The sequence below is a fragment of the Nakamurella multipartita DSM 44233 genome (genome assembly GCF_000024365.1).
GTDB classification, from domain to species: Bacteria; Actinomycetota; Actinomycetes; order Mycobacteriales; family Nakamurellaceae; genus Nakamurella; species Nakamurella multipartita.
In genome coordinates, this window is sequence record NC_013235.1 from 115760 (window position 1) to 138718 (window position 22959).

The 22959-nt window shown below is 71.0% G+C and carries 17 protein-coding genes; 8 read left to right on the forward strand and 9 right to left on the reverse strand.

Going from position 1 to position 22959, the window contains the following annotated elements:
* The first annotated feature begins 131 nt into the window (after positions 1–131).
* Positions 132–2303 (forward strand): glutamine synthetase III family protein, encoded by a 2172-nt coding sequence (locus NAMU_RS00530; RefSeq protein WP_012814016.1) that lies wholly within the window; start codon positions 132–134, stop codon positions 2301–2303.
* Positions 2304–2465: 162 nt separating this feature from the next.
* Here NAMU_RS00530 and NAMU_RS00535 read toward each other — a convergent pair whose 3' ends face one another.
* The gene (locus tag NAMU_RS00535) at positions 2466–4880 is read right to left on the reverse strand and encodes a HelD family protein (protein WP_012814017.1); all 2415 of its coding nucleotides are present in this window, start codon (positions 4878–4880) and stop codon (positions 2466–2468) included.
* 92 nt (positions 4881–4972) lie between these two features.
* Positions 4973–5953 (reverse strand): NADPH:quinone reductase, encoded by a 981-nt coding sequence (locus NAMU_RS00540; RefSeq protein WP_012814018.1) that lies wholly within the window; start codon positions 5951–5953, stop codon positions 4973–4975.
* A gap of 595 nt (positions 5954–6548) precedes the next feature.
* On the opposite strand from NAMU_RS00540, the gene NAMU_RS00545 reads away from it, so the two are divergent.
* A complete protein-coding gene (locus NAMU_RS00545) occupies positions 6549–6842 on the forward strand; it encodes a GlsB/YeaQ/YmgE family stress response membrane protein (RefSeq protein WP_012814019.1) in 294 nt (97 codons plus the stop codon).
* 260 nt (positions 6843–7102) lie between these two features.
* On the opposite strand, the gene NAMU_RS00550 is transcribed toward NAMU_RS00545, so the two are convergent.
* Positions 7103–8656 (reverse strand): IS1182-like element ISNml3 family transposase, encoded by a 1554-nt coding sequence (locus NAMU_RS00550; protein WP_012814020.1) that lies wholly within the window; start codon positions 8654–8656, stop codon positions 7103–7105.
* Between the two features lie 99 nt (positions 8657–8755).
* Here NAMU_RS00550 and NAMU_RS00555 point away from each other — a divergent pair, with 99 nt between their 5' ends.
* The 3 genes from NAMU_RS00555 to NAMU_RS00565 all read left to right on the forward strand — a co-directional run bounded on the left by NAMU_RS00555 (position 8756) and on the right by NAMU_RS00565 (position 11843).
* Positions 8756–9655, forward strand: a complete 900-nt coding sequence (locus tag NAMU_RS00555) for a Gfo/Idh/MocA family protein (protein ID WP_012814021.1) — start codon at positions 8756–8758, stop codon at positions 9653–9655.
* A gap of 33 nt (positions 9656–9688) precedes the next feature.
* A complete protein-coding gene (locus NAMU_RS00560) occupies positions 9689–11206 on the forward strand; it encodes a dihydrolipoyl dehydrogenase family protein (protein ID WP_012814022.1) in 1518 nt (505 codons plus the stop codon).
* Between the two features lie 73 nt (positions 11207–11279).
* Positions 11280–11843: an SHOCT domain-containing protein gene (locus NAMU_RS00565; protein ID WP_012814023.1), complete on the forward strand. Its 564-nt coding sequence runs from the start codon at positions 11280–11282 to the stop codon at positions 11841–11843.
* A 40-nt stretch (positions 11844–11883) separates the two neighbouring features.
* On the opposite strand, the gene NAMU_RS00570 is transcribed toward NAMU_RS00565, so the two are convergent.
* Positions 11884–12105 (reverse strand): heavy-metal-associated domain-containing protein, encoded by a 222-nt coding sequence (locus NAMU_RS00570; protein WP_012814024.1) that lies wholly within the window; start codon positions 12103–12105, stop codon positions 11884–11886.
* A 125-nt stretch (positions 12106–12230) separates the two neighbouring features.
* On the opposite strand from NAMU_RS00570, the gene NAMU_RS00575 reads away from it, so the two are divergent.
* Complete coding sequence (locus NAMU_RS00575; RefSeq protein ID WP_012814025.1) at positions 12231–14186, forward strand: M13 family metallopeptidase; 1956 nt, start codon at positions 12231–12233, stop codon at positions 14184–14186.
* Between the two features lie 36 nt (positions 14187–14222).
* On the opposite strand, the gene NAMU_RS26865 is transcribed toward NAMU_RS00575, so the two are convergent.
* From NAMU_RS26865 to NAMU_RS00600, 5 genes are all read right to left on the reverse strand, one after another.
* Positions 14223–15554: a GGDEF domain-containing protein gene (locus tag NAMU_RS26865; protein WP_012814026.1), complete on the reverse strand. Its 1332-nt coding sequence runs from the start codon at positions 15552–15554 to the stop codon at positions 14223–14225.
* Between the two features lie 157 nt (positions 15555–15711).
* Positions 15712–16773 (reverse strand): MBL fold metallo-hydrolase, encoded by a 1062-nt coding sequence (locus NAMU_RS00585; protein ID WP_012814027.1) that lies wholly within the window; start codon positions 16771–16773, stop codon positions 15712–15714.
* Between the two features lie 155 nt (positions 16774–16928).
* On the reverse strand, positions 16929–18185 hold the full coding sequence (locus NAMU_RS00590) for a TerD family protein (RefSeq protein WP_012814028.1): 1257 nt from the start codon (positions 18183–18185) through the stop codon (positions 16929–16931).
* A 71-nt stretch (positions 18186–18256) separates the two neighbouring features.
* Positions 18257–18475 (reverse strand): cupin domain-containing protein, encoded by a 219-nt coding sequence (locus tag NAMU_RS00595; protein WP_138179862.1) that lies wholly within the window; start codon positions 18473–18475, stop codon positions 18257–18259.
* A gap of 389 nt (positions 18476–18864) precedes the next feature.
* The gene (locus tag NAMU_RS00600; protein WP_012814030.1) at positions 18865–20262 is read right to left on the reverse strand and encodes an IS1380-like element ISNml2 family transposase; all 1398 of its coding nucleotides are present in this window, start codon (positions 20260–20262) and stop codon (positions 18865–18867) included.
* A gap of 175 nt (positions 20263–20437) precedes the next feature.
* Here NAMU_RS00600 and NAMU_RS00605 point away from each other — a divergent pair, with 175 nt between their 5' ends.
* Entirely contained in the window at positions 20438–22258 is a 1821-nt protein-coding gene (locus NAMU_RS00605) for an amino acid permease (protein ID WP_012814031.1), read from the forward strand.
* A 57-nt stretch (positions 22259–22315) separates the two neighbouring features.
* Positions 22316–22906, forward strand: coding sequence for a hypothetical protein (locus tag NAMU_RS00610; RefSeq protein WP_012814032.1), 591 nt, complete (start codon positions 22316–22318; stop codon positions 22904–22906).
* Positions 22907–22959 lie beyond the last annotated feature (53 nt).

Sequence of the window (22959 nt, forward strand, 5' to 3'; positions counted from 1 at the left end):
CCGCCGATAAGGAAGTCGAAACACCCGCGTGACGGGCGGGTGCGACCGTCGGTCGGCGCACTGGGCCCGGTGGTCCCGTGCGCCGACGGCCTGCGCACGGTGGGTCGGGATGACCCTCAGGAGATCACAGTATGAGCGGTAGTCAGTCACGTCGCCAGGCGATCAACGCGGTCACCGGGTATCAGGTGCCCGATAAGGACTTCACCGAGCCGCTGGGAGAGCTGTTCGGCCGCAACACGTTCAGCCCCGCGGTGATGAAGTCGCGGTTGCCCAAGTCGGTCTACAAGTCGGTCATGTCGACCATCGACAAGGGCACGCCGCTGGACCCGACGGTGGCCGACGTCGTCGCCTCGGCGATGAAGGACTGGGCCCTGGAGAACGGTGCGTCGCACTACGCGCACGTGTTCTACCCGCTGACCGGGCTGACCGCCGAGAAGCACGACTCGTTCCTCTCGCCCGAGGACAGCGGCGCCTCCATGGCCGAGTTCGCGGGCAAGACGCTGATCCAGGGCGAGCCGGACGCCTCCAGCTTCCCCAACGGCGGCATCCGCAACACGTTCGAGGCCCGCGGGTACACCGGATGGGACGTCACCAGCCCGGCGTACATCCTGGAGAACCCGAACGGCAACACCCTGTGCATCCCCACCGTGTTCATCTCCTGGACCGGTGAGGCGCTGGACAAGAAGACCCCGCTGCTGCGCTCGCAGCAGGCGATGAGCAAGCAGGCCGCCCGCGTGCTCACGCTGTTCGGCCACGACGACATCGACACCGTCGTGTCCTACGCCGGGGCCGAGCAGGAGTACTTCCTGATCGACCGGCATTTCTACTTCTCCCGCCCGGACCTGATGTCCAGCGGCCGGACCCTGTTCGGCGCCAAGCCGGCCAAGGGCCAGCAGTTCGACGACCACTACTTCGGCGCCATCCCGGAGCGGGTGCTGGCGTTCATGATCGAGGTGGACCGGGAGCTGTTCAAGCAGGGCATCCTGGCCAAGACCCGGCACAACGAGGTCGCCCCGGGCCAATTCGAGATCGCTCCGCTGTTCGAGAAGGCCAACCTGGCCCACGACCACCAGCAGCTGATGATGACCACCCTGCAGCGGGTGGCGCAGCGCTACGGCATGGAGTGCCTGCTGCACGAGAAGCCGTTCGCCGGCGTCAACGGCTCGGGCAAGCACGTCAACTTCTCCATCGGCAACGGCAACCAGGGCAACCTGCTCAACCCGGGCGACACCCCGCACGAGAACGTGCAGTTCCTGGTGTTCTGCGCGGCCGTCATCCGGGGCGTGCACAAGTACGGCGGCGTGCTCCGCGCCGTCGTCGCCTCGGCCCGCAACGACCACCGGCTGGGCGCCAACGAGGCCCCGCCGGCGATCATCTCGATCTTCCTGGGCGAGCAGCTGGCCGATGTGTTCGACCAGATCGCCGCGGGCGCGCTGACCGGCTCCAAGCCGGCCGGCACGCTGACCCTGGGTGTGGACACCCTGCCGCCATTCAAGGCCGATCCGGGCGACCGCAACCGGACCAGCCCGTTCGCCTTCACCGGCAACCGGTTCGAGTTCCGCGCGCCCGGTTCCTCGCAGTCGATCTCCGGACCGATGGTCGCGATCAACACGATCCTGGCCGACTCGCTGGACTACATCGCCACCGAGTTGGAGGCCCTGATCGAGGGCGGCATGGAGTTCGACGCCGCGGTGCAGAAGGTGCTCAAGGACATCATCACCGAGCACGGCGCCGTGGTGTTCAACGGTGACGGCTACGCCGACGCCTGGCAGGTGGAGGCGGCCGAGCGCGGCCTGCCCAACCTCAAGACCACCGTCGACGCGCTGCCCCAGTTCGACCGGCCCGAGGTCAAGGACCTGTTCGAGAAGTACGGGGTGCTGTCCAACCGGGAGCTGGCCAGCCGGCTCGAGGTCTACCTGGAGCAGTACGCGCTCTCGGTGATGCTCGAGGCGTCCGAGACGCTGGAGATCGCCAAGACCAAGATCCTGCCGGCGGCCATCCGCTACCAGGGTGAGCTGGCCGGCGCGGCGATGAACCTCAAGGCCATCGGCATGTCCTTCGACTCGCCCACCCTGGACGCCATCACCGCCTCCGTCGGGGCGCTGACCAGCGGCATCACCGGGCTGGAGACCGCCCTGGGCATCCACGCCGGCGAGTCCTCGATGGAGGAGGCGGTCTACGCGATGGAAAAGCTCATCCCGGCCATGGCCGCCGTCCGCGCCGCCGCCGACGAGCTCGAGGGCCTGGTGGCCGACGACACCTGGCCGCTGCCGACCTACCAGGAGATGCTGCACATCCTGTAACGGCCGCCGCACCCGCGCGCTGCATTACCCGGGCTGCAGTACCCGCGTGCCCCGTTCCGAGTTGATCATGGCGATCTCTGTTCGACTCGCCGGCGACACGCCGAGCGAGCGACAGAGATCGCCATGATCAACTGCGGGGGGAGTGGGGCGGCCCGGCCCACCTCAGGCGGCGGGTTCGCGCAGCCGGGCCAGCACCGACGGCAGCTCGCCGGTGTGCACGACGGTGAGCCGCTGGGTGGTCCGGGTCAGCGCCACGTACAGATCGGACAGGCCGCGCCCGGACTCGGCGATGATGCCGGCCGGGTCGGCGACGATCACGCTGTCGAACTCCAGGCCCTTGGCCTGCATGACGGTCAGCACGACGACGTGCCGGCGCAGGTCCGGGGCCGGGTCGATGGTCTCGAACAGCGACGGTTGCGCATTGGCCGAGGCGGTGCCGGGGGCGCCGGTGCGGGCCTGCTCGACCGCCTCGGCGACCGCGGCGTACCGGGCCCGGGGCACCAGCACCGCGATCGTGCCCGGCTCGTCGTCCTCCTCGCGGACCAGGTCGACCACCTGGGCGGCCAGATCGGCCGAGGCTACCCGGCGATGCGTCGGGCGGATGCCCGCCTCCCGCACCGAGCGCGGCGCCGTCAGGTTCGGATCGATCGCCATCAGCACCGGCTCGGCCACGGTCATGATCTCGGCCGGGGTGCGGTAGTTCACCGTCAGCTCCTCGACCTGGAAACGCCCCCGCACGTACGGGCGCAGCATCCGCGACCAGGACAGCGCGCCGGCCGGATCGCTGGTCTGGGCCAGATCGCCGACCAGGGTCATCGACCGCATCGGGCAGCGCCGCATCACCATTCGCCAGGCCATCGCCGAGAGCTCCTGCGCCTCGTCCACGATGACGTGCCCGAACGTCCACTCCCGGTCGGCGGCGGCCCGCTCCGCGGTGGAGGTCCAGTCGGCCACCTCCTCGTGCAGCCGGGACAGCGTCTGCGCGTTGACCATGCCGACCATGCTGTGCAACCCGACGTCCTCGGGATCCAGGTCGTCGTTGGCACCGAGCAGGTCGAGCACCTCGGCCGCGTACCGGTCGTCCGCGTCGGCCGCGGTGGTCGAGGCCGGCAGGGTGCCCAATAGCTCGGCCGCCTCGTCCAGCAGCGGCACGTCGGCGGCGGTCCAGGCGGCCGGATCGTCCGCGCGCAGCAGCAGCGCCCGGTCGCGCGGGGACAGGCTCTCGGCGGCGAACTCGAGCCGGGACGCCGAACCGAGCAGGTCGGCGAGCAGCCGGGGCGCGGTCAGTGCCGGCCACAGGTCGCGCAGGGCCACCCGCAGCCCGTCGTGTTCCATCAGGTCCTGCCGGATCGCGTCCAGATCGTCCGGGGTGGCCAGGCTCTGGCCGTCGGGCCCGGTGCCCAGCCGGGCCGCGACCTGCCGGACCAGGCCGTCGATCACCCGGCGCAGGAACACCGGGCGGGCCTGGTTGTGCGGTCGGCGGGAGGCCCAGGCCCGGTCCCGGGCGGGCGTCAGGATGGCGCCGTCGAGCACCAGCCGACTCTGTGGGGCCCCGTCGAACGGCACGGCGATCGGCGTCCGGGGCAGTGCCTGGCGGTGCAGGACCGCGTTGGCGATGACCGTGGTCATCGCCGTGCGCCCCTTGACCCGGGAGGTGTCCGGGTCCTCGATCGCCTGGGCGGACACCCCGGGGAACAGGTCGCCGATGGTGGACAGCACGACCGCGTTCTCACCCAGGGCCGGCAGCACCTGACCGATGTAGGTCAGGAAGGTGCGGTTCGGCCCGATGATCAGCACGCCGCGCTGCTGCAGCTGCTCGCGGTGGTTGTAGAGCAGGTACGCGGCCCGGTGCAGCGCGACCGCGGTCTTGCCGGTGCCCGGCCCCCCCTGCACCACCAGGATCCCGGCCAGCTCGGTCCGGATGATCCGGTCCTGCTCGGCCTGGATGGTGGCCACGATGTCCGACATCCGGCCGGTGCGGGGCGCACGCAGGGCGGCCAGCAGCTCGGCTTCCCCGGCCGGCCCGGAACCGGAGGCGCGGGCCGCGGCCAGCGCCTGCGGATCGGTCAGGTCCAGGTACTCGTCATTGGCCGATTCGACCCGCCGGCGCCGGGTGGTGATGTAGCGGCGCCGGCGCAGCCCCAGCGGGTTGGCCGCGGTGGCCACGTAGAACGGCCGCGCCGACGGCGCCCGCCAGTCCATCAGCAGCTGCCGGTGATCGCCCTCGTCGTCGAAGATGCCCATCCGGCCGATGTGCATCGACTCGCCGTCGGTCCGGTCGATCCGGCCGAAACACAGCCGGTCCTCGGCTGCGTTCAGCGCGACCACGGCGGCCGCGTGGTTGGCGTAGGCCAGGTCGCGTTCGACCCGCCCACCGGGGGTGTTGTCGCTGCGGCTGATGTAGCGATCGCGCAGCTCGACCCGTTCGGCGCGCAGGTCGTCCAGCCGCCGGTACAGGACGTCGATGACCGCCTGCTCCTGCGCCACCGGATCGGCGGCGGGTTCGACCTCGATGGTGTCCGCCGGGGAGCGACCGGCCGGGGGGCCGTCCGGGGACGGGTTGTCGGAGTCTGACACGCGGGACCTTCCGTTTCACCGGTGCTTGCGCTCGCGCAAGCCGGACAGAACAGGCTACTCCCGGACCTCACTCCGCGTGGGTGCGCCGCTGGTCACACCAGCAGCAGCAGCCGGCCGTCCACCGGCCCGGACTCCATCCGCGCGTGCGCCTGCGCGGCCTGGGCCAACGGCAGCCGGTCGGTGATCCGGGTCGTCAACTCGCCGGCCGCCAGCATCGCGTTGATCAGCTCGGCGGCCTGGGCGAACTCGGCGGCCGAGGCCCGGCTGATCACGAACCCGTCGATGGTGACGTCGTGGGTGTACAGGGGAGCCAGGTTCACCGTGACCGGGGAGCGGGCAGCGGTGACCAGCATCCGGCCGCCGGGTCGCAGCACGTCGGCGGCGACCGCGGTGTCGTTGGTCCCGGAGGTGTCCCAGTAGACGTCGACGCCGTTCGGGGCGGCCGACCGGATGCGCTCGGCCAGGTCGGCGGCGCGATAGTCGACGACCGCCTGGGCCCCGGCCGCCCGGCAGCGGTCGGCATGGTCGTCGCGGGCCGAGGCGATCACCCGGACCCCGGCCCGCGTGGCCATCTCGATGGCGGCGATGCCGACATTGCCGGCCCCGCCGCCGACGAAGACCGTCCAGCCCGGCCGGATCCTGGCCCGCAGGAACCAGCCCAGGTAGGCGGTGACGGCGGGGTGGGCGACGGCGACGGCCAGCTCGGGGTCGACCCCGGCCGGCAGCCGGTACAGCCGATCGCGGGCGACCACGGCCAGCTCGGTCGCCGCGCCCTGCCGCCCGGCGTGCCCCAGACTGTTCGCCCAGACCGGGTCGCCCACAGCCAGATCCCTGACCGCTGAACCGATCTCGGCGACGGTGCCGACCAGATCACGGCCCACGATGAACGGCAGCGGGATGGGCGTGTCGTACCGGCCGCTGCGCACGTAGGTGTCGACCGGGTTCACCGAGACGGCGGTGACTGCGACCAGCACGTCGTCCGGGCCGAGCTCGGGCACGGGCAGGCGGCCCAGCCGGATCGAGTCGGCCGGACCGCGCTGATCGACATAGGCGGCGAGACGAGTCGCGGGCATGGGCAGATCCTCACATCTTCCGGTGGCGGGTGCTCAGTGCACCGCCGGGCCCGGCCCACCAGGCCCGGCCGCGGGGGCGAAATCGCTTGAACACCAGTTATTGTCCGCCACTCCGGGGTCCGGCACCGTCGTCCGGGTGGTCGATGCCACGGGCGATCCGGCGCTCCATCGATCGGTGGAGCCCCCTGTCGTCCGGCCCGCTCGTCCGGTCCGGGGATCCCCGAGGTGGCGGCGTCATCGCCCCGGCGATGGTCGGGACGCCGCCCCGATCACGTGTAGCGTCGGTCGGGTAGCCCATGCGGATCTCTCGTCCGGCCTGCGCGTTCCGCCGCCCGGCCAGGTGCTCATCTCACCTTCTCTAGCCGCCGACGGGGCACGTCGTCGCTACACCGCCGGACCGATACCCCTAGCACAACGGGGGGCCCGTGCAGAGTCGGAGCCGGGCGACATCCCCCATCGCAGGCTCCGGGAAGACGTGTGCGGCGGTCGATCCGCCCCTCCACGACGAGGACGTCATCCGGTCGGCGTCGACCGACCAGCATCCCTACGGCTCGCGGCCTCGCCGCGCGCCATCAACGAACTCGAAGGAACAGACATGACCATCACCGGAATCATCAGTGCCATCGTCATCGGCGCGATCATCGGCGCCCTCGCGCGCCTGATCCTGCCGGGCAAGCAGGACATCCCGATCTGGCTGACCATCGTGGTCGGCGTGGTGGCCGCCTTCGTCGGCACCTTCCTGGCCCGGGCCCTGGGCGTGCCCACCCAGACCGACGGCATCGACTGGCTCGAGCTGCTCGTCCAGCTCGTGGTCGCCGTCATCGCGGTCGCGGCGGTCGTGGCCTTCGGTCGTCGCCGCTCCGGCCTGCGCAGCGGCACGCGCAGCTGATCCGAACGGGAAGGCCGGGACTGACCGGCCTTCCCGTGCCGGCCCGGACGCTCGGGCCCGACGTCGGAACCGCCCCTAGGACGCTCCTGAATAACGGTCACTTGTGGGTTCGGGAGTTCGCTTTGGGACAGTGGGAGCGTTCGCGCGTGATCGGGCTGTCAGGCGTGGTCCTGAGTCGTCGCCCGGCCCTGGATGATTCTCCTGACTGATCGGAGGGACGGGCCGTTGCTCACGGCCCGGTGAGGTCTCGTGCCGGCCGGTCAGGCCGGTGCAATGGTCCACGTCCCGCTCACCCGCGTCAGCCCGAGGGTGAGCATTCGCCTGAGGTTGATCGCAGCGGCGCGGTGGTGCCACCAGTGGTCGTTCTTGGCGACGCCGCGGTAGCGGACTTTGCGGTTGCCGCGGACCAGCCAGGAGATCGATCGTTCGACCATCGGCCGGTGCCGTCGGTAGACCTGTTGGAAGTCCTCGGTTTCCGCTTGTCGACGGGCCGCCCTGAGCAGGCTTTCGTACTCGGTCAGCTTCAGCGATCGACCGGCGTCGCTGGTCGTGCATTGGGCCCGGAGCGGGCAGCCGCGGCAAGCCGCTCCGAAGGTGACGGACCATTGCGCGGTGATCGACCGGGTCACCCCGTTCGGGCAGGTGGCCGTCCTGGCCTCGGGGTCGACGGTGAAGTCGTCCAGGGTGAACCCGCCCGGCACGGCCGACCGCAGCGGGAACGGCTTGATCAACGCGATGTGCCCGGCATGGTCCAGTTCGGCCCGCGCGGATCCCGATCCGTACGCCGAATCGGCCAGCACGTGCAGCTTTTCGGTCTCCTGTGCCAGCAAGGTGGGTCCAACCTCGGCGTCGCTGTTGCCGCGTCCGCTGGCCATGGTCACCGCGCAGGCGGTGACCAGACCGGTGTCGGGTTCGACCGCGATGTGTGCCTTGAACCCGTCCTGCCGCCGGTGGACGGTCTTGTGGGCGTGCCGCGCCTCCGGGTCCACGGTGGAGATCACCCGGTCCGGGGCGACCCGCTGCGCGATCCGCCACCGTCCGTCGGTGCCGTCCGAGCCCTCGACCGGTTCCACGTCCTGCCCGGCGACCAACGCCAAGAGGGCGACCGCGTCCGCCGCCTTCGGTCCGAGCTCCTGGTCGGGCAGGTGTCCCAGCACCCGATGCGCGTCGGTGACCAGCGCATCGACAAGGGCCTCGCGGGCCTGCTGATCGTTCCAGGCGATCGCCGGTTTGCCCGGGTCGTCATAGTCGTGAGCCGAGCAGTGCTCGCCGACGACCTCGGCGGCGCCGGGTACCTCGCGGCGGACCCGGCGGATCGCCGCGATCAACTGGGTGACCGTGTCCTGGGTGGCGACCGCGTCGTCCAGGATCGTGGAATCCAACGCTCGCCTGCTCTTTCCAGCCAGCACCCCGGTCTGGTCCACGACCTGGCGGACCGCGTCGAAGATCCGGTTCGGCGACTGCGAAGCGGCCAGCCGACGCCGCCAGTACGTCAATGTCGTGGCATGGAACGCCGCAGCGGTCACCGGTAACCCGCACGCTGCCTTCCACCGCAGATCGAACGTCACCGAGTCCACCGTGTCCGCGTCGGACAGGCCGTGCAGAGCCTGCAGCACAATCACCGACGCCATCACGTCGGCCGGCACTGACGGGCGGCCCCGACCCGACGGAAACAGATCCGCGAACATGCCGTCCGGGAACACCTCCCGACGGTGCGCGGCCAGAAACGCGAACACGCTGCCCGGCTTGAGCAGCCCACCGACTACCGACTCGGCATCCAACAACTCACGCTGATCCCGCGACCGACCCTGCACACCAAGATCATCCCGAACCCACAAGATCAACAGGGGCCGACATACGGATAATTCAGGAGCGTCCTAGACTCACGCGGACACCGCAGAAAAGGGGCAGGCATGCGCTTCGGACTCGTCGGCACCGGGCCCTGGGCCGGGATCGCCCACGGACCAGGACTTCTCGCCTGCCCGGAGGTCGAGCTGGTCGGCATCTGGGGTCGGGACCCGGCCAAGGCGGCGGCCCTGGCCGATGAGTTGGGTCTGGCGCTCGGGGCCGCCTATCCGGATGTCGATGCGCTGCTGGCCGACGTCGATGCGGTGGCCTTCGCGGTCCCGCCGTCGATCCAGGCGGAACTGGCCCTGCGGGCGGCGCGGGCCGGCAAGCATCTGTTGCTGGACAAGCCGATCGCCCTGGACGTGGCCGCGGCCGATGCGCTTGAGGCGGCCGTCGCGGCCAGCGGGGTGGCGTCGCTGGTGTTCTTCACCGATCGTTTCGTCGACACCTCCCGGGACTGGTTCACCCACGTCCGCGCCACCGGCGGCTGGCGAGGCGCCTGGTTCCGCTGGCTGAGCACCCTGCAGGCCCCGGGCAATCCGTTCGGCGGCTCGGCCTGGCGGCGGGAGCAGGGGGCGTTGTGGGACACCGGTCCGCATGCCCTGTCCACCCTGACCGGCGCCCTCGGACCGGTCGCGCGGATCACCGCCGTGGCCGGCGACGGGGACCTGGTCACGCTGATCGTCGGGCACGAGTCGGGCGCCACGAGCACCGTCGTGCTCAGCCAGTTCGCGCCCCCGGCGGCCGCCTCCTTCGACTGCACGCTCTGGGGCGAGGCCGGGCTGGTGCCCATGCCGCCGCGCCCGGACGGCCGGATCGTGGAGATCTACGCGACCGCGGCCGGCGAGCTGGTGCGCAGCGCGACCGGTGGTCGCCCGACCGACGCCGACGTCCGGCTGGGGGCCACCATCACCCGGCTGTTGGCCGACGCGCAGGCACAGCTCAACCGCCCGTCGTCGACCTGACGCGGTGTCGGGGGTCGCGGCTACCGTGGCGCCATGACCTCCCCCGAGCCCGCGCGCAAGGCGGCCGACCTGGCCGGTGAGTCCGACGTCTACGACGTGGTGGTGATCGGCGGTGGTCCGCCCGGGGAGATCGTCGCCCAGTACGCGATCGCCGACAGCACCCGCACCGCGGTGATCGTCGAGCACGAACTGCTCGGCGGCGAGTGCTCCTATTGGGCCTGCATGCCCAGCAAGGCGCTGCTGCGCCCGGTCGAGCTGCTGGACGCGGCCCGGCACATGCCCGGTGTCGCCTCCCTGGTCGCCGGCCGCACCATCGACGTGCCGGCCGTGCTGGAGCGCCGTGACGGGTTCACCAGCCACCACGACGACAAGTACCAGGTGCAGTGGGCCAACGACACCGGGATCGGGGTCGTCCGCGGGCACGGCCGGCTGGCCGGCCCGAAGCAGGTCGAGGTGACCGGCGCCGACGGCGCCACCCGGATCATCACCGCGCGGCACGCGGTGGTGCTGGCCACCGGGACGACCGCCAGCGTGCCGGACCTGCCAGGGCTGCGGGCCGCGCTGCCCTGGACCTCGCGCGACGTCACCAACCTGCATGAGGTGCCCCGGCGGGTCGCCGTGGTCGGTGGTGGGGTCGTCGCCTGCGAGTCGGCCAGCTGGCTGCACGGGCTGGGCGTGCAGGAGTTGACCATCCTGGTCCGTGGCGGGGGGCTGCTCGACCGCAACGAGCCGTTCGCCGGCGAACTGGTGGCCCAGGCCTTCCGGGACGCCGGGGTCAAGGTCCTGCTGCACACCGGTCTGGATGAGGTCCGGCGCGCCGACCCGGCGGCCACCGGTGAGGGCCGCACCCACGGCGGTGAGGTGACCCTGCGGTTCGGCGACCAGACCCTGGTGGTGGACGAGCTGGTGGTCGCGGCCGGGCGCACCCCGGCCAGCGCCGACCTCGGACTGGACGCGGTGGGCGTGGACGTCGGCGCCAGCCACGGGTTCGTCACCACCGACGACCAGCTGGCCGTGCGGGGCGTCGACGGGCAGTGGCTGTACGCGGTCGGCGACCTGACCGGCCGGGCGCTGCTGACCCACATGGGCAAGTACCAGGGCCGCATCTGCGGGGCGGTCATCGCCGCCCGGGCCGAAGGTCGCCCGACCGACGGGTCTCGGTTCACCGACTTGGCCGACGACGGCCGGGTGCCTCAGGTGACCTTCACCGATCCGCAGGTCGCCTCCGTCGGCCGGTCCGAGCGGCAGGCTCGGGACGCCGGCCTGGATGTCGAGGCCGTGGAGTACGACATGGCCGGCTTCGCCGGGTCCTCACTGCTGCGGGACGGGTACGTCGGTCGGGCCAAGCTGGTGATCGACCGAACCACCGACACGCTGATCGGCGCCACCTTCGTCGGGGCCGAGGTGGCCGAGCTGGTGCACGCCGCCACGGTCGCCGTGGTCGGTGGGGTGACGCTGGAGCAGCTGTGGCACGTCGTCCCGTCGTACCCGACCATGAGCGAGATCTGGCTCAAACTGCTCGAGGCCCGCAGCGCCGGAAAAGCCCATTGACCAGCGCCGACCGGCCGGCGCTCGAGTGGGATAGTAGAGGCGACCGACCAGGCCGATCCGAGCGGAGCGGGGCATGACCGGATTCCTCGGCAAGTGGCTCAAGATGCCGACGCTGGGCGAGCGGCTGCGCGCTCAGGGGGTGCGCGACGACCTGGTGCGGGCGGCCGAGCGCACCGCATTCGGGCGGCAGACCGACCGGGAGCTGCCCCGGCTGGCCGAGCTGCTCACCGACCAGGAGGTGGTCATCCAGCTGGTCGAGGGTCGCTGGAACAAGAAGATGGGCCTGTTCGCCCTGACCTCCCGGCGGGTGCTGTTCGTGCCCGGCGGCGACGCGCCCTACGGGGCCGAGGTGCCGCTGACCGAGGTGGTGTCGGTGGAGTCGGGCAAGGCCAAGGGCATGGGCACTGTCGAGGTCCGGACCGAGTCGTCCCGACTGCAGGTCGATCAGATCCTGGGCACCCAGGCGGACACGTTCGCGGCCAACACCCGGGCGGCGATGACGCCGGCCGGCGACGGGCCGGCGGTCTACCGGGACCCGTTGCAGGAACTGGCTGAACTGCGCGCCCTGCACGCCGCCGGTGCCGTCAGCGATGAGGAGTTCGCCCAGCGCAAGATCCGGCTGATGGACGAGATCTGACCGGGCCCAACCGGACTCGGCCAGATCCCCGGTCGGTGGGTCAGCTGGCCAGGGCGTAACCCGCCTCGTCGATGGCGTCGCGTACGGCCCCCGCCAGCAGCGGTGCGTCGCTGACGATGGTGACCACGGAGATGTCGCCCGGTCGCAGTTCGATGTCCACCGACCGCACGCCCTCGAGCCGGCGCACCTCTTCGGTCACGGCGACCACGCACTGGTCGCAGGTCATCCCGGTCACCCGATATCTGGCCGTGTTCTCGCTCATGGGATTCCTCCTCGTCCTGCTGTGCCCCCGCTCTTGGGGCCAACCACGGCCACCGCCGCGGCATTCCGGCCGCCGCGTAGCGTGAATCGCGGTAACGAGGCCGAACACGCTTGAGGAGTTCACCGATGACCGCATCCCCCGCGGCCGATGTCATCGTCCCGCGACCGCAGGACGACCTGTTCCGGCACGTCAACGGGCCCTGGTTGGCGACCGCCGAGATCCCGGCCGACCGGTCCGCCGACGGCGCCTTCTACCAGCTGCGCGACGAGGCCGAAAAGGACAGTCGGGCGATCATCGAGGACGCCGCCGCCGCGGCCGACGGCGCCGAGCCGGGCAGCCCGGTGCAGCTGATCGGCGACCTGTACCGCAGCTTCATGGACGTCGAGGCGGTGGAGCGGCAGGGCCTGGCGCCGATCGCCGCGCGGCTGACCGAGGTCGAGGGTGTGGACAGTCCGGCCGCGCTGATGCGGACCCTGGGCCGGCTGCGCCGGTCCGGCGTCGGCGGCGCGTTCGCCATCGACGTGGACACCGACCCGGGCGACCCCGACCGGTACGTGCTCAACCTCTACCAGGGCGGCATCGGCCTGCCGGACGAGTCCTACTACTCCGACGCGGCGCACGCCGACGTGCTGAGCGCCTACGCCGCGTTCCTGCCGAGCATCCTGGAACTGGCCGGGATCCCGGAGAGCGCTGGCGCCGGTGCCGCGGTGGTCGAGCTGGAGACCGCGGTGGCCGCCGGGCACTGGGACCGGGTCCGCTCGCGCGACAGCTCGCAGACCTACAACCCCAAGGATCGGGCCGGCCTCGACGCGCTGCTGCCCGGCCCCCTCTGGGACGCCTGGTTGGACGGGCTGGGCGCCGACCCGTCGGTGCTCGATCAGGTCGTCGTCCGCCAGCCCGACTACTTCACCGCGCTGGCCGCGCTGCTCACCCCGGACCACCTGCCGGCCTGGCGGGCCTGGTTGAGCTGGCAGATCGTGCGGTCCCTGGCCCCGCTCGGGCCGGCCGAGCTGGTGGAGAAGAACTTCGACTTCTACGGCCGCACCCTCTCGGGCACCCCCGAGCTGCGCGAGCGGTGGAAGCGCGGCGTCGGCTTCGTCGAGATGGCGGCCAACGAGGCGGTCGGCCGGCTGTACGTCGAGCGGCACTTCCCGCCGGAGTCCAAGCGCCGGATGGACGAGCTGGTGGCCAACCTGCTGGCCGCCTACCGCACGGAGATCGGCAAGCTGCCTTGGATGGGGGAGCAGACCCGGGCCCGGGCGCTGGAGAAGCTGGACGCCTTCACTCCCAAGATCGGCTATCCGGCCCGCTGGCGGGACTACACCGCGCTGACCGTGGCCGCGGATGACCTGATCGGCAACGCGGCTCGGGCGGCCGCGTTCGAGCTCGACCGTGAGCTGGGCAAGCTGGGCGGCCCGGTGGACCGCGACGAGTGGTTCATGTCGCCGCAGACCGTCAACGCCTACTACAACCCGGGCATGAACGAGATCGTCTTCCCGGCCGCGATCCTGCAGCCGCCGTTCTTCGACCCCGAGGCCGACGACGCGGTGAACTACGGCGGCATCGGCGCGGTGATCGGTCACGAGATCGGGCACGGCTTCGACGACCAGGGCTCCAAGTACGACGGGCGGGGCGCCCTGCAGGACTGGTGGACTCCGGCCGACCGGGCCGCCTTCGAGCAGCTCACCGGCCGGCTGATCGACCAGTACTCGGCGCTGGAGCCGAAGAACACGCCCGGTCATCACGTCAACGGGGCGCTGACCATCGGCGAGAACATCGGCGACGTGGGCGGGCTGGGCATCGCCTACCAGGCGTGGCGGATCTCGCTGGGTGACCAGTCGGCGCCGGTAATCGACGGGCTGACCGGGGCCCAGCGGTTCTTCCGCTCGTGGGCGACCGTGTGGCGGCTCAAGATGCGCGAGGCCGAGCAGGTCCGGATGCTCTCGATCGACCCGCACTCACCGGCGGAATTCCGGTGCAACCAGGTGGTCCGCAACATCGCCGAGTTCCACGAGGCCTTCGACACCCGGCCCACCGACGGGCTGTGGCTCGACGAGCAGGACCGGGTGCGGATCTGGTAGCCGGTCCCCGCCAGGACGCCGGTCGGCCGGCGACCGTCAGCCCCACCGGCGCTGGCGTTCGCCGTCCTCCGAGTACTGCGCGCGGTGGGCCGACCGGTTCAGCTTGGCGTCCCAGGTCGTGCGCACCCCGCTGTCGATGTCGGCGGCCGGGGCGGCGATCCGGACGGTGTTGCGACCCTCCAGCTTGGCCCGGTAGAGCGCCTGGTCCGCGCGGGCCAGCACGACGGCCAGCTCCATCGGGGTATTGCCCGCCTCGACCACGGCCACGCCGATGCTGACGGTGACCGGTTCGGGCAGGCTCGCCGATGCCGCGCTCACCGAGGTGAGCAGCCGTTGGGCCACCAGCTCGGCCTCGGCGGCCACCGTGTCCGGCAGCAGGATGCAGAACTCCTCGCCGCCGAACCGGGCGGTCAGGTCCTTGGGTCGCACGTTCGAGGTGATGATCTGGGCGACGTGCTCGAGGGCGTGATCGCCGCCCAGGTGACCGTGCCGCTGGTTGTAGAACCGGAAGTTGTCGATGTCGGCGAAGATCACCGCCCAGGAGCGGCGGGCGGCGCTCATCCGCCGGATCTCCTCGACGGCCAGCCGCTGCCAGGCGTTGAACACCAGCAGGCCGGTCTTGGGATCACGGGTGGCCCGCTCCTGCAGCGGGCGGTGCAGCACGGACTGCTGCAGGAAGCCGTAGACCGGGATCAGCAGCAGCACGAACCACGGGGCGTTGGCGCCGAGCAGCCCGGTGAGCGCACCGATGGTCAGCACCCCGGCCTCGGTCAGGTAGAAGGCCGGATCGGCCAGGGTGCGCCGGAGCCAGACCTCGTCCTGCGCCGTGTTCAGCCAGCCGGACATGCCCAGCATGGCCGATTCAACGGCGAGGAAGGTCAGGATCGCGGCGACCATGATCAGCACCCCGGGCAACCCCGAGGTCAGGGTCGGCGGGGTGCCGTCCCCGCCGGGGGGCGTCACGATGATGGTGGCGATGGCGCCCGCGCACACCAGGAAGCACGCCGATGCGCACCACTTCCACAACGTGACCCGCATACCGCGCCAGCGGGCATGCGCGTAGATCAACGCCACCACCGGCAGCAGGTAGAAGGTCGGGAGCAGCACCGTGGCGGCCATCGGCCAGGCGGACAGCGCCTTGTGCGGCCGCTGCTGGGCGACCCGGCCACCCTCGAACAGCCGGCCCAGTTCGACGTTGATCACGCTGCCGATGACCAGGGCCAGCGCGGTGACGATGTCGGTGAGCTGCCAGACCGGGTCCGGCCAGATGGACAGGGCCAGGGCCAGCCCGACGGCCAGTACGGCGGAGAGCAGAACCCAGACCCGGGCACGCCACGGAGCCGCAGCAAACTCCTGCAGAGCCGTCACGCCATCATCCGCCTCACCCCGCGTACACGATGGGACCCGGAAAGCTGCGGGTCACCACCCCATTGTCCCACCCGCGGTAACCGTATCCGCACGGCCAGTCATATGAGCCACCCCGGTACGGACGGTCACCGGGGTGGACCGGACGGCCGCAGCCTGCTCATTCGACCGGGACGTCCCACCATCCGTCCGTGGTCGTGATGTCGTTCGGTACGACTCGTTCACCCGGCCGTGGCGCGGCGATGCGGATGTCGGTGCCGGCCGCCCGCAGCCGATGCATCGGCTCGGCCCACGAGTGCAGCGCGAGGTCGAAGGTCGCCCAGTGGATGGGGATCATCAGCGCGCCGCCCAGGTCCCGGTGGGCGGTGGCCGCCTCCTCCGGGTGGAGGTGGATGTCCGGCCACTGATCGCCGTAGGCGCCGATCGGCAGGATGGTCACGTCGAACGGACCCCACTGCCGGGCGATGTCGGCGAACGCGGTGGTGTACCCGGTGTCGCCTCCGAAGTAGACCCGGTGCTGCGGGCCGAGCAGGGCCCAGGAGCTCCACAGGGTGGTGTTGCGCCGCAGCCCGCGACCGGAGAAGTGCCGGCCCGGAGTACAGACGATCTCCAGGTCGCCCACGGTCGTGCTCCGGGTCCAGTCGAGCTCGACGATCCGGTCCTCGGGCACGCCCCAACCCCGCAGGTGGGCACCGACCCCAAGAGGCACCACGAACGGCGCGGTCTGGGTGCTGACCAGCGTGCGAATGGTGGGCAGATCGAGGTGGTCGTAGTGGTCGTGCGAGATGACCACCGCCGACAGGGCGGGCAGCTGAGCCAGCGCGATCGGCATCGGATGCAGGCGGGCGGGGCCGATCGTCGCCGACGGCGACACCCGCTGCGACCACACCGGGTCGGTCAGCACGAAATGCCCGTCGAGCTCGACCAGCGTGGTCGCGTGGCCCAGCCAGGTCACCGCGAGCTCGCCCGCCTGGCTCGCCGGCGGGGCGGTGACCAGCGGGATCGTCATCGGGGGGTGGCCGTTGCGGTGCCGGAGCAGCTCCGGCAGCAGCCGCAGCCCCTGTCGCAGGCCGAACACGTGGGCCGGTTCGACGTTGCTGAACGACGTCCCGTCGAACCGGGAAGAGCCCTCGGCCACCGGCCGGATCTCGTCCGGGCCGGCCCCGATGGCGGTGGGCAGCCCGCGGGCCGCGCGGCCCAGGGTTCGGGTCAACGCGGTCATGGAGATCGCGGCGATGGCCAGGACCGGCCAGGTCAGCCGGCGCGCGGTTGGTCGGCGAGCGGCGGGAGGTTGATGCGTCACCCGTCCAGTGTGCGGCCGGATGCTGTGGGGCCGCTGGGAGGGCCGGTCGCAACGGGCCGGCTGATGCCGGCCGGCTACTTGAACGCGTTCACCGGGCCGGCATCCATCTTCACGATCAGCTCGCCATCGACGACGGGCCGGTTCTCGCTGCCCTGGGCCGAGTAGAGCTCGAGGAACTGGATCCGCACCCCGTCCGGGTCGTTGATGATGATCCCGGGGACGCAGGTGAACACGGCGTCGTCGGCCGAGGCGTTGCTGGCGTCGATGGTGACGGTGTCCCCGCCGCCGTTGTCGATCGACATCGCCACCTGGTAGCGGCGGAACGAGCCGGAGCCGTTGGACTGCGCCGAGTAGACCACCGGCACCACCGCCGCGATCTGCGGGTTCAGGGTGATCTCGATGGTCTCCTGGCCGACGGCCGGCTCGTCCGCCTTCTTCCGGCGCCAGCCCTTGCTGGCCGTCTGGGTCCGCCCGATGTCTCCGCTGTGCCGGACCGCGCCGTCCCCGGTGGCCAGCCGGAAGTCGTTCTTGTCGACCTGGGTGCCGAAGGTGGAGACCGTCTCGGTGCGGCCGTCCCGGTACCGGACCAGCGCGAAGATGTCGTAGTCGGTGGCTCGCGGCCAGGTGCAGGTGGCCACGATCCGGGGCGTCTTGGTGATGGTGACCTGCTCGCCCTTGCGCAGGTTGATCGCGCCGGTGCGCTTGCCCAGATCGATCGCCTCGATGCCCGGCTTGCGCAGATTGATGGCCGGTGCCGGGGCTTGGGGTGGCGGAGCCGGGGCGGGCGGCGCGGCGGCCGGGCCGGCCAGGTGCTCGCTTGCGCCGCTGCCCTCGTCATCGACGTCCTCATCGACTTGGACGCCGTGCGCCCGGACCAGGGCGGCGAAGCCCTCGGTCCAGCCGGCGGAGACGTTGCGCAGCTTCCACTGCCCGGCCCGGCGGTACAGCTCGACCAGGACGACCGCCCGTTCGGAGGTCAGCCCGGTCACCAGCGCCTGCGTCCCTGGTCCGGCGCCTGGCTGGATGCCCACGCTCAGCGGACGGGCCGACAACGGGGCCGGATCGGCGTCGTCGGCGACGGCGGCCACGACCACCTTGGCCACGTCGGACGGGACGGCCACCAAGTCGACCTCGACCCGGTGGCCGCCGATCGCCACCCCGGGCACCGTCGGGTTGTTGAAGAAAACGAAGTCGTGATCGCCGCGGACCCGGCCGTCCTCGGTGACGAGGAAGGCCAGCACGCTGGCCTCGGTGGACAGGCCCTGCACCGCCACTACGGCGCGGTCGTGGGTCCAGGGGGTGTTGGCGCCCCTGGTGAGGCTGTCGGTCATGCGGCACTCCTCCGGTTCGGGTCCGGCAACCATCGTGCCGGCCACGACCGGCCGGCGACGGTCAGTGACGGTCAGCGCCGGCGAACCGTGCGGATCACGACCGGGACCGATCCGGGATTGACCAGCCGGCGCACGGGCAGGCCGGCCAACCACAGGATGTCGCCGGCTCGGCAGGTGTGCCGGGCGCCGCTGTCCAGCTCCAGCAGCACCTCGCCGGACTCGACCACGACCAGGCAGTCGTGCCAGTCCGCCGGCCGGTAGGGGCGGGCCTCACCCGGTGCGATGCGCACGGTCCGTCGCCGGAACGGCCGCCCTCCCGTGGGTGGAGGGACGGCCGGCTCGTCGGCGATCGGCATCCGCATTGGTATCGGTACCGCCCCGTCCGTCGTCGGTGCGCCCGCCCCGGGCCCGCTCGCTACAAAGACCGGGTCCGGACCGCGGATTCATCGCTGGGCTGGGCCGAATGCGCGGTGCGCTTGCCAGGGGGCCCGGCCCGGCGCACAGTTAGCCTCGATCTTTCTTCCGGTGGTCGGGCGGCCTCGTAGCCGTTCCTCATGATCATTTTTGTCCTCCTCTGTTGATCATGGGTTGGCTGCTGAACCCGTGGTCGCCTGGGTGGGCGCCGGGTTCCACTGCCCGGTTCGGGTCCTTGGTCGGAGATGGTGGTCGGGTCGGTGGGTCAGGTCAGTTGCGGCAGGTTCCGCAGCCGGGCCAGGCCGTGCAGGAGGAGGTCGCGGTGGGGTGCGTGCGCGGACAGGCGGAGCCAGGTACGGCGGGCTTTGCGGCCGATCCGGGCGGCGACGCTGAACAGTCGGTGCCGCAGCTTCTTGGGCTCCCAGGTCCGCGCCGGGGTGCCGGTGAAGGCGAGCATCTGCATCCATGCGGTCAGTTCGGTGGCCAGTTGCACGACCGCGATCCACACTTGATTCTGGGCAAAGTCGTTGAGGGGCAGGTTGTTCAGGCCGGTGTCCTTCGAGTTGCGGATCCGGTCCTCGCAGCGGGCGCGGCGCCGATGCCGCAGTTCCAGATCCGCGAGCTGTCCGCCTTTGGTGTTCGTGGCGAACGCGGTGAGCCGGTTGCCGTTCGAGTCGGTGAACTTCAGCTGGGCACCGGGATGGGGTCGTTCGGCGCGGACGATGACCCGCATGTCCTTGGGCCAGCCCTTGAGCTTGAGGACCCCGGTCAGTTCGGCCACCCAGGCCCCGTCCCGGGGCTCCTGGTCGGCGTTGTACGCGGGTGTCCACGCCGCCTCCGGCAGGGCGTCGACCTTGGCGGTGATGTCGGTGGTCAGGGTGAACCCGACCGAGTACTGGACCCGTTGCCGGGCCATCCAGTCCACGAACTCGTGGGTTCCGCCGGCCCCGTCGGTGCGGACCAGCACACCGCGGCCGGGCCGTCGGTCCGCCGTGGTGCAGGGCAGTTGCGCGAGCGCGGCCTTGACCACGCTGATGTGGTCGGCTGCGGTGTTGGAGCCGGCGTTGCCCGGCCTCAGCAGCATCGCCAGGGGTTCACCGGTGCCGTCCGGGCCGTGGTCGGCCCACGCGCCGATCGGGTGGAACCCGAAGCCCTTCTTGAATGTTGCTGCTGCCAGCTGCTTTTCGGAGTGCGCGGTGACCAGGGTGGCGTCCACGTCGACGACCAGCGGCGCCTTCGCCGACCGGTCATGGTTCGGTGCGGCGGGTCCGGCCAGCTTCCACGCCCGGGCGCGGGCTGCCGCCCGCGCGGTGTCGATCGCCTTCAGCGCTGCCGTCGCGTCCGAGGCGAGGGTGTCGATCAGCCGGGACACAGTCGGGTCGGACGCCACATGACCGAACACGGCGGGCTCGGCCCGCAGTTGGGCGATGTCGGCCAGGCAGTCACCGCCGATCGCCAGCGAGATCGCCAGGTCGAGCAGGATCTTGCCCGGGTCGTGCACCGCCATCGGCTTGCGCCACGGCCTCAACGCCGCCGACAACCCACGACCCAAACCGACCCTGTCCGCGGCCAAGGCCAGCAGCACCGACCCGCCGTGGGACACCACCCGCTTGCCGGTGGCATCGACTCGGAGCGACGGGTACAGCCCGGTAGACTTCCGCATCGGAAAGGTGCTCCTGGTTCTGGTTCGATTGGTCCCTCAGCAAGACCTATCTTCCCAGGTCAGAGCACCTTTCCTCATGATCAACACTCTGCCGATCAGAATTACGATGAAAGCGGCAGGTTAGCGCACCCGACCACTCCTGGTTCTTGGTCTGTCACTGATTGTGAGGCTTTCGATGGCCGGCTCTCCCGAATTGCACAAAGGACTGAACCAGCGGCACCTGACCATGATCGCCATGGGCGGCGTCATCGGGGCCGGCCTGTTCGTCGGATCCGGCGCGGTCATCAACGACGCCGGTCCGGGCGCGTTCCTGAGCTACGCGTTGTGTGGCGTGCTGATCGTCATGGTGATGCGGATGCTCGGCGAGATGGCCGTGGCCAACCCGTCGACCGGCTCGTTCGCCGACTACGCCCGGCGCGCTTTGGGCGGCTGGGCGGGCTTCTCGGTCGGCTGGCTGTACTGGTACTTCTGGGTCATCGTCGTCGGGTTCGAGGCGGTGGCCGGCGCCAAGATCCTGCAGTACTGGATCGACGTCCCGCTCTGGCTGCTCTCGTTGCTGCTGATGATCCTGATGACGGCGACCAACCTGTTCTCGGTCCGCTCGTTCGGAGAATTCGAGTTCTGGTTCGCCGGAATCAAGGTCGCCGCGATCGTCGTGTTCATCGTGCTCGGCGGGTTGTACGTGCTGGGCATCTGGCCCAACAAGAGCATGGACTTTTCCAATCTGTGGGCGCACGGCGGGTTCTTCCCCAATGGCCTGGGCGCGGTGTTCTCCGGCATCGTCGTGGTCATCTTCTCGATGGTCGGGGCGGAGATCGCAACCATCGCGGCCGCCGAATCCAAGGATCCGGCCCGCTCCATCGCCAAGGCGACCAACTCGGTCATCGTCCGGATCGCCATCTTCTTCGTCGGCTCGGTGTTCCTGCTGGCGGTGATCCTGCCGTGGAACTCCAACGAGCTGGGCCAGTCGCCGTACGTGAGCGCATTCAAGGTGATGGGCCTGCCCTACGTCGACCACCTGATGAACGCCGTAGTGCTGACCGCGGTGCTGTCCTGCCTGAACTCCGGGCTGTACACCGCATCCCGGATGCTGTTCGTGCTGGCCGCCCGGCGCGAGGCACCGGTCGCGCTGATCACCGTGAACGGCCGCGGGGTGCCGATGTGGGCCATCCTGACCTCGACGGTGGTCGGCTTCCTGTGCGTGATCGCCGCGGCGATCTCCCCGGACACCGTCTTCCTGTTCCTGCTGAATTCCTCCGGCGCCATCATCCTTTTCGTCTACCTGCTGATCGCGATCTCCCAGCTGATCCTGCGTCGACGGACGTCGGAGGACAAGCTGCAGGTCAAGATGTGGCTCTACCCGGCGCTGACCATCCTGACCATCGCCGCCATGCTCGCCGTGCTGGTGCTGATGTACCTGGAGGAATCCACCCGGCCGCAACTGCTGCTCAGCGTGTTGGCCTGGGCCGTGGTGCTGGTGCTGTACGCGGTGACCAAGTGGCGGGGCGGATCGGTGGGCCGGGACTTCGACGCGGCCCCGGCTGACGGGGGCACCCGGGTGCTGGTGCTGGCCAACGAGACGGTGGGGGCCGGCGAGCTGATCGACGAGCTGCGCACGATCGACCAGCAGGGCCAGGCGCAGTACTTCGTCTGCGTGCCGGCCAATCCGGTCGACACCGGTCAGGCCGAACACACCGGGGCCGTCTGGGTCTGGCAGGAGACGGTCAAGGCCGCGCAGGGCCGGCTGGACAGCACCCTGGAGACGCTGCGCGGACACGGCCTGTCGGCCGACGGTGAGCTCGGCGACCACCGGCCGATGGTCGCGTTGGGCGCGGCCGTCACCGAGTTCAAGCCCGACCGGATCGTCATCGCCACCCATCCCGACGTGCACTCGGCCTGGTTGCGGCAGGACGTCGTCGACCGGGCCCGCAAGGCCTACCCGAGCATCCCGGTCCGGCACATCGTCGCGCACGTCACCGAGCACCCCGGCGTCTGAGGCGTGACCCGACGCGGCGCTCGCCTACCGTGGAGGGATGAACGCAGGGCGGGCAGCATGCTGAAGTTCGACGGTGCGATCGCCGGGATGGGCACCGCGTCCGGCACCCGGATCGTGGTGGGCATGTGGCCGCTCTCGCCGTTCGGGCCGGTGACCGACGTGATGCTGGAACGCCCGGACGGGCGCCGGGTGCTGCTCGCGCCGACCGACGAGTTCGCCGACTTCCTGCGGGCCGAGTACCGGTTCGACGAGGTGCGGGTCTCCCCGGTGCTGCGGATGCGCGACGGCCGCAAGTGGATGATTGCCTCCGACGACCTGGCGTTGACCTTCGAGGTCGGCGGCCGGTCGGCGTGGGGCCTGCTGCTGTTGGCCGTCCCGCGCACGCTGGCCCGGTCGCGCTGGTGGGCGGGCACGGTGAACCCGATCGCGCGGGCGGCCAAGGGCGTGCGCACGCGCGGCCGCACCCTGGCCGGTCGCCGGGAGTGGTACTGCGCGCAGGACATGCGGCACATCACCTCGGTCGATGCCCGGTTCGACGGGGTCGACCTGGGCGAGCTGCAGCCCGTGGACCCGGCCGTCGGGTTCGGCTTTTCCTCGGTGCCGGCCTCGCCCAGCCTGGTCCGGGTGCTCTCGCAGATCGCCGACTGACGCGCCCGCCGCGCGAGTGTTGCGCGGGTGACACACGCCGGTCACAGGCTCGG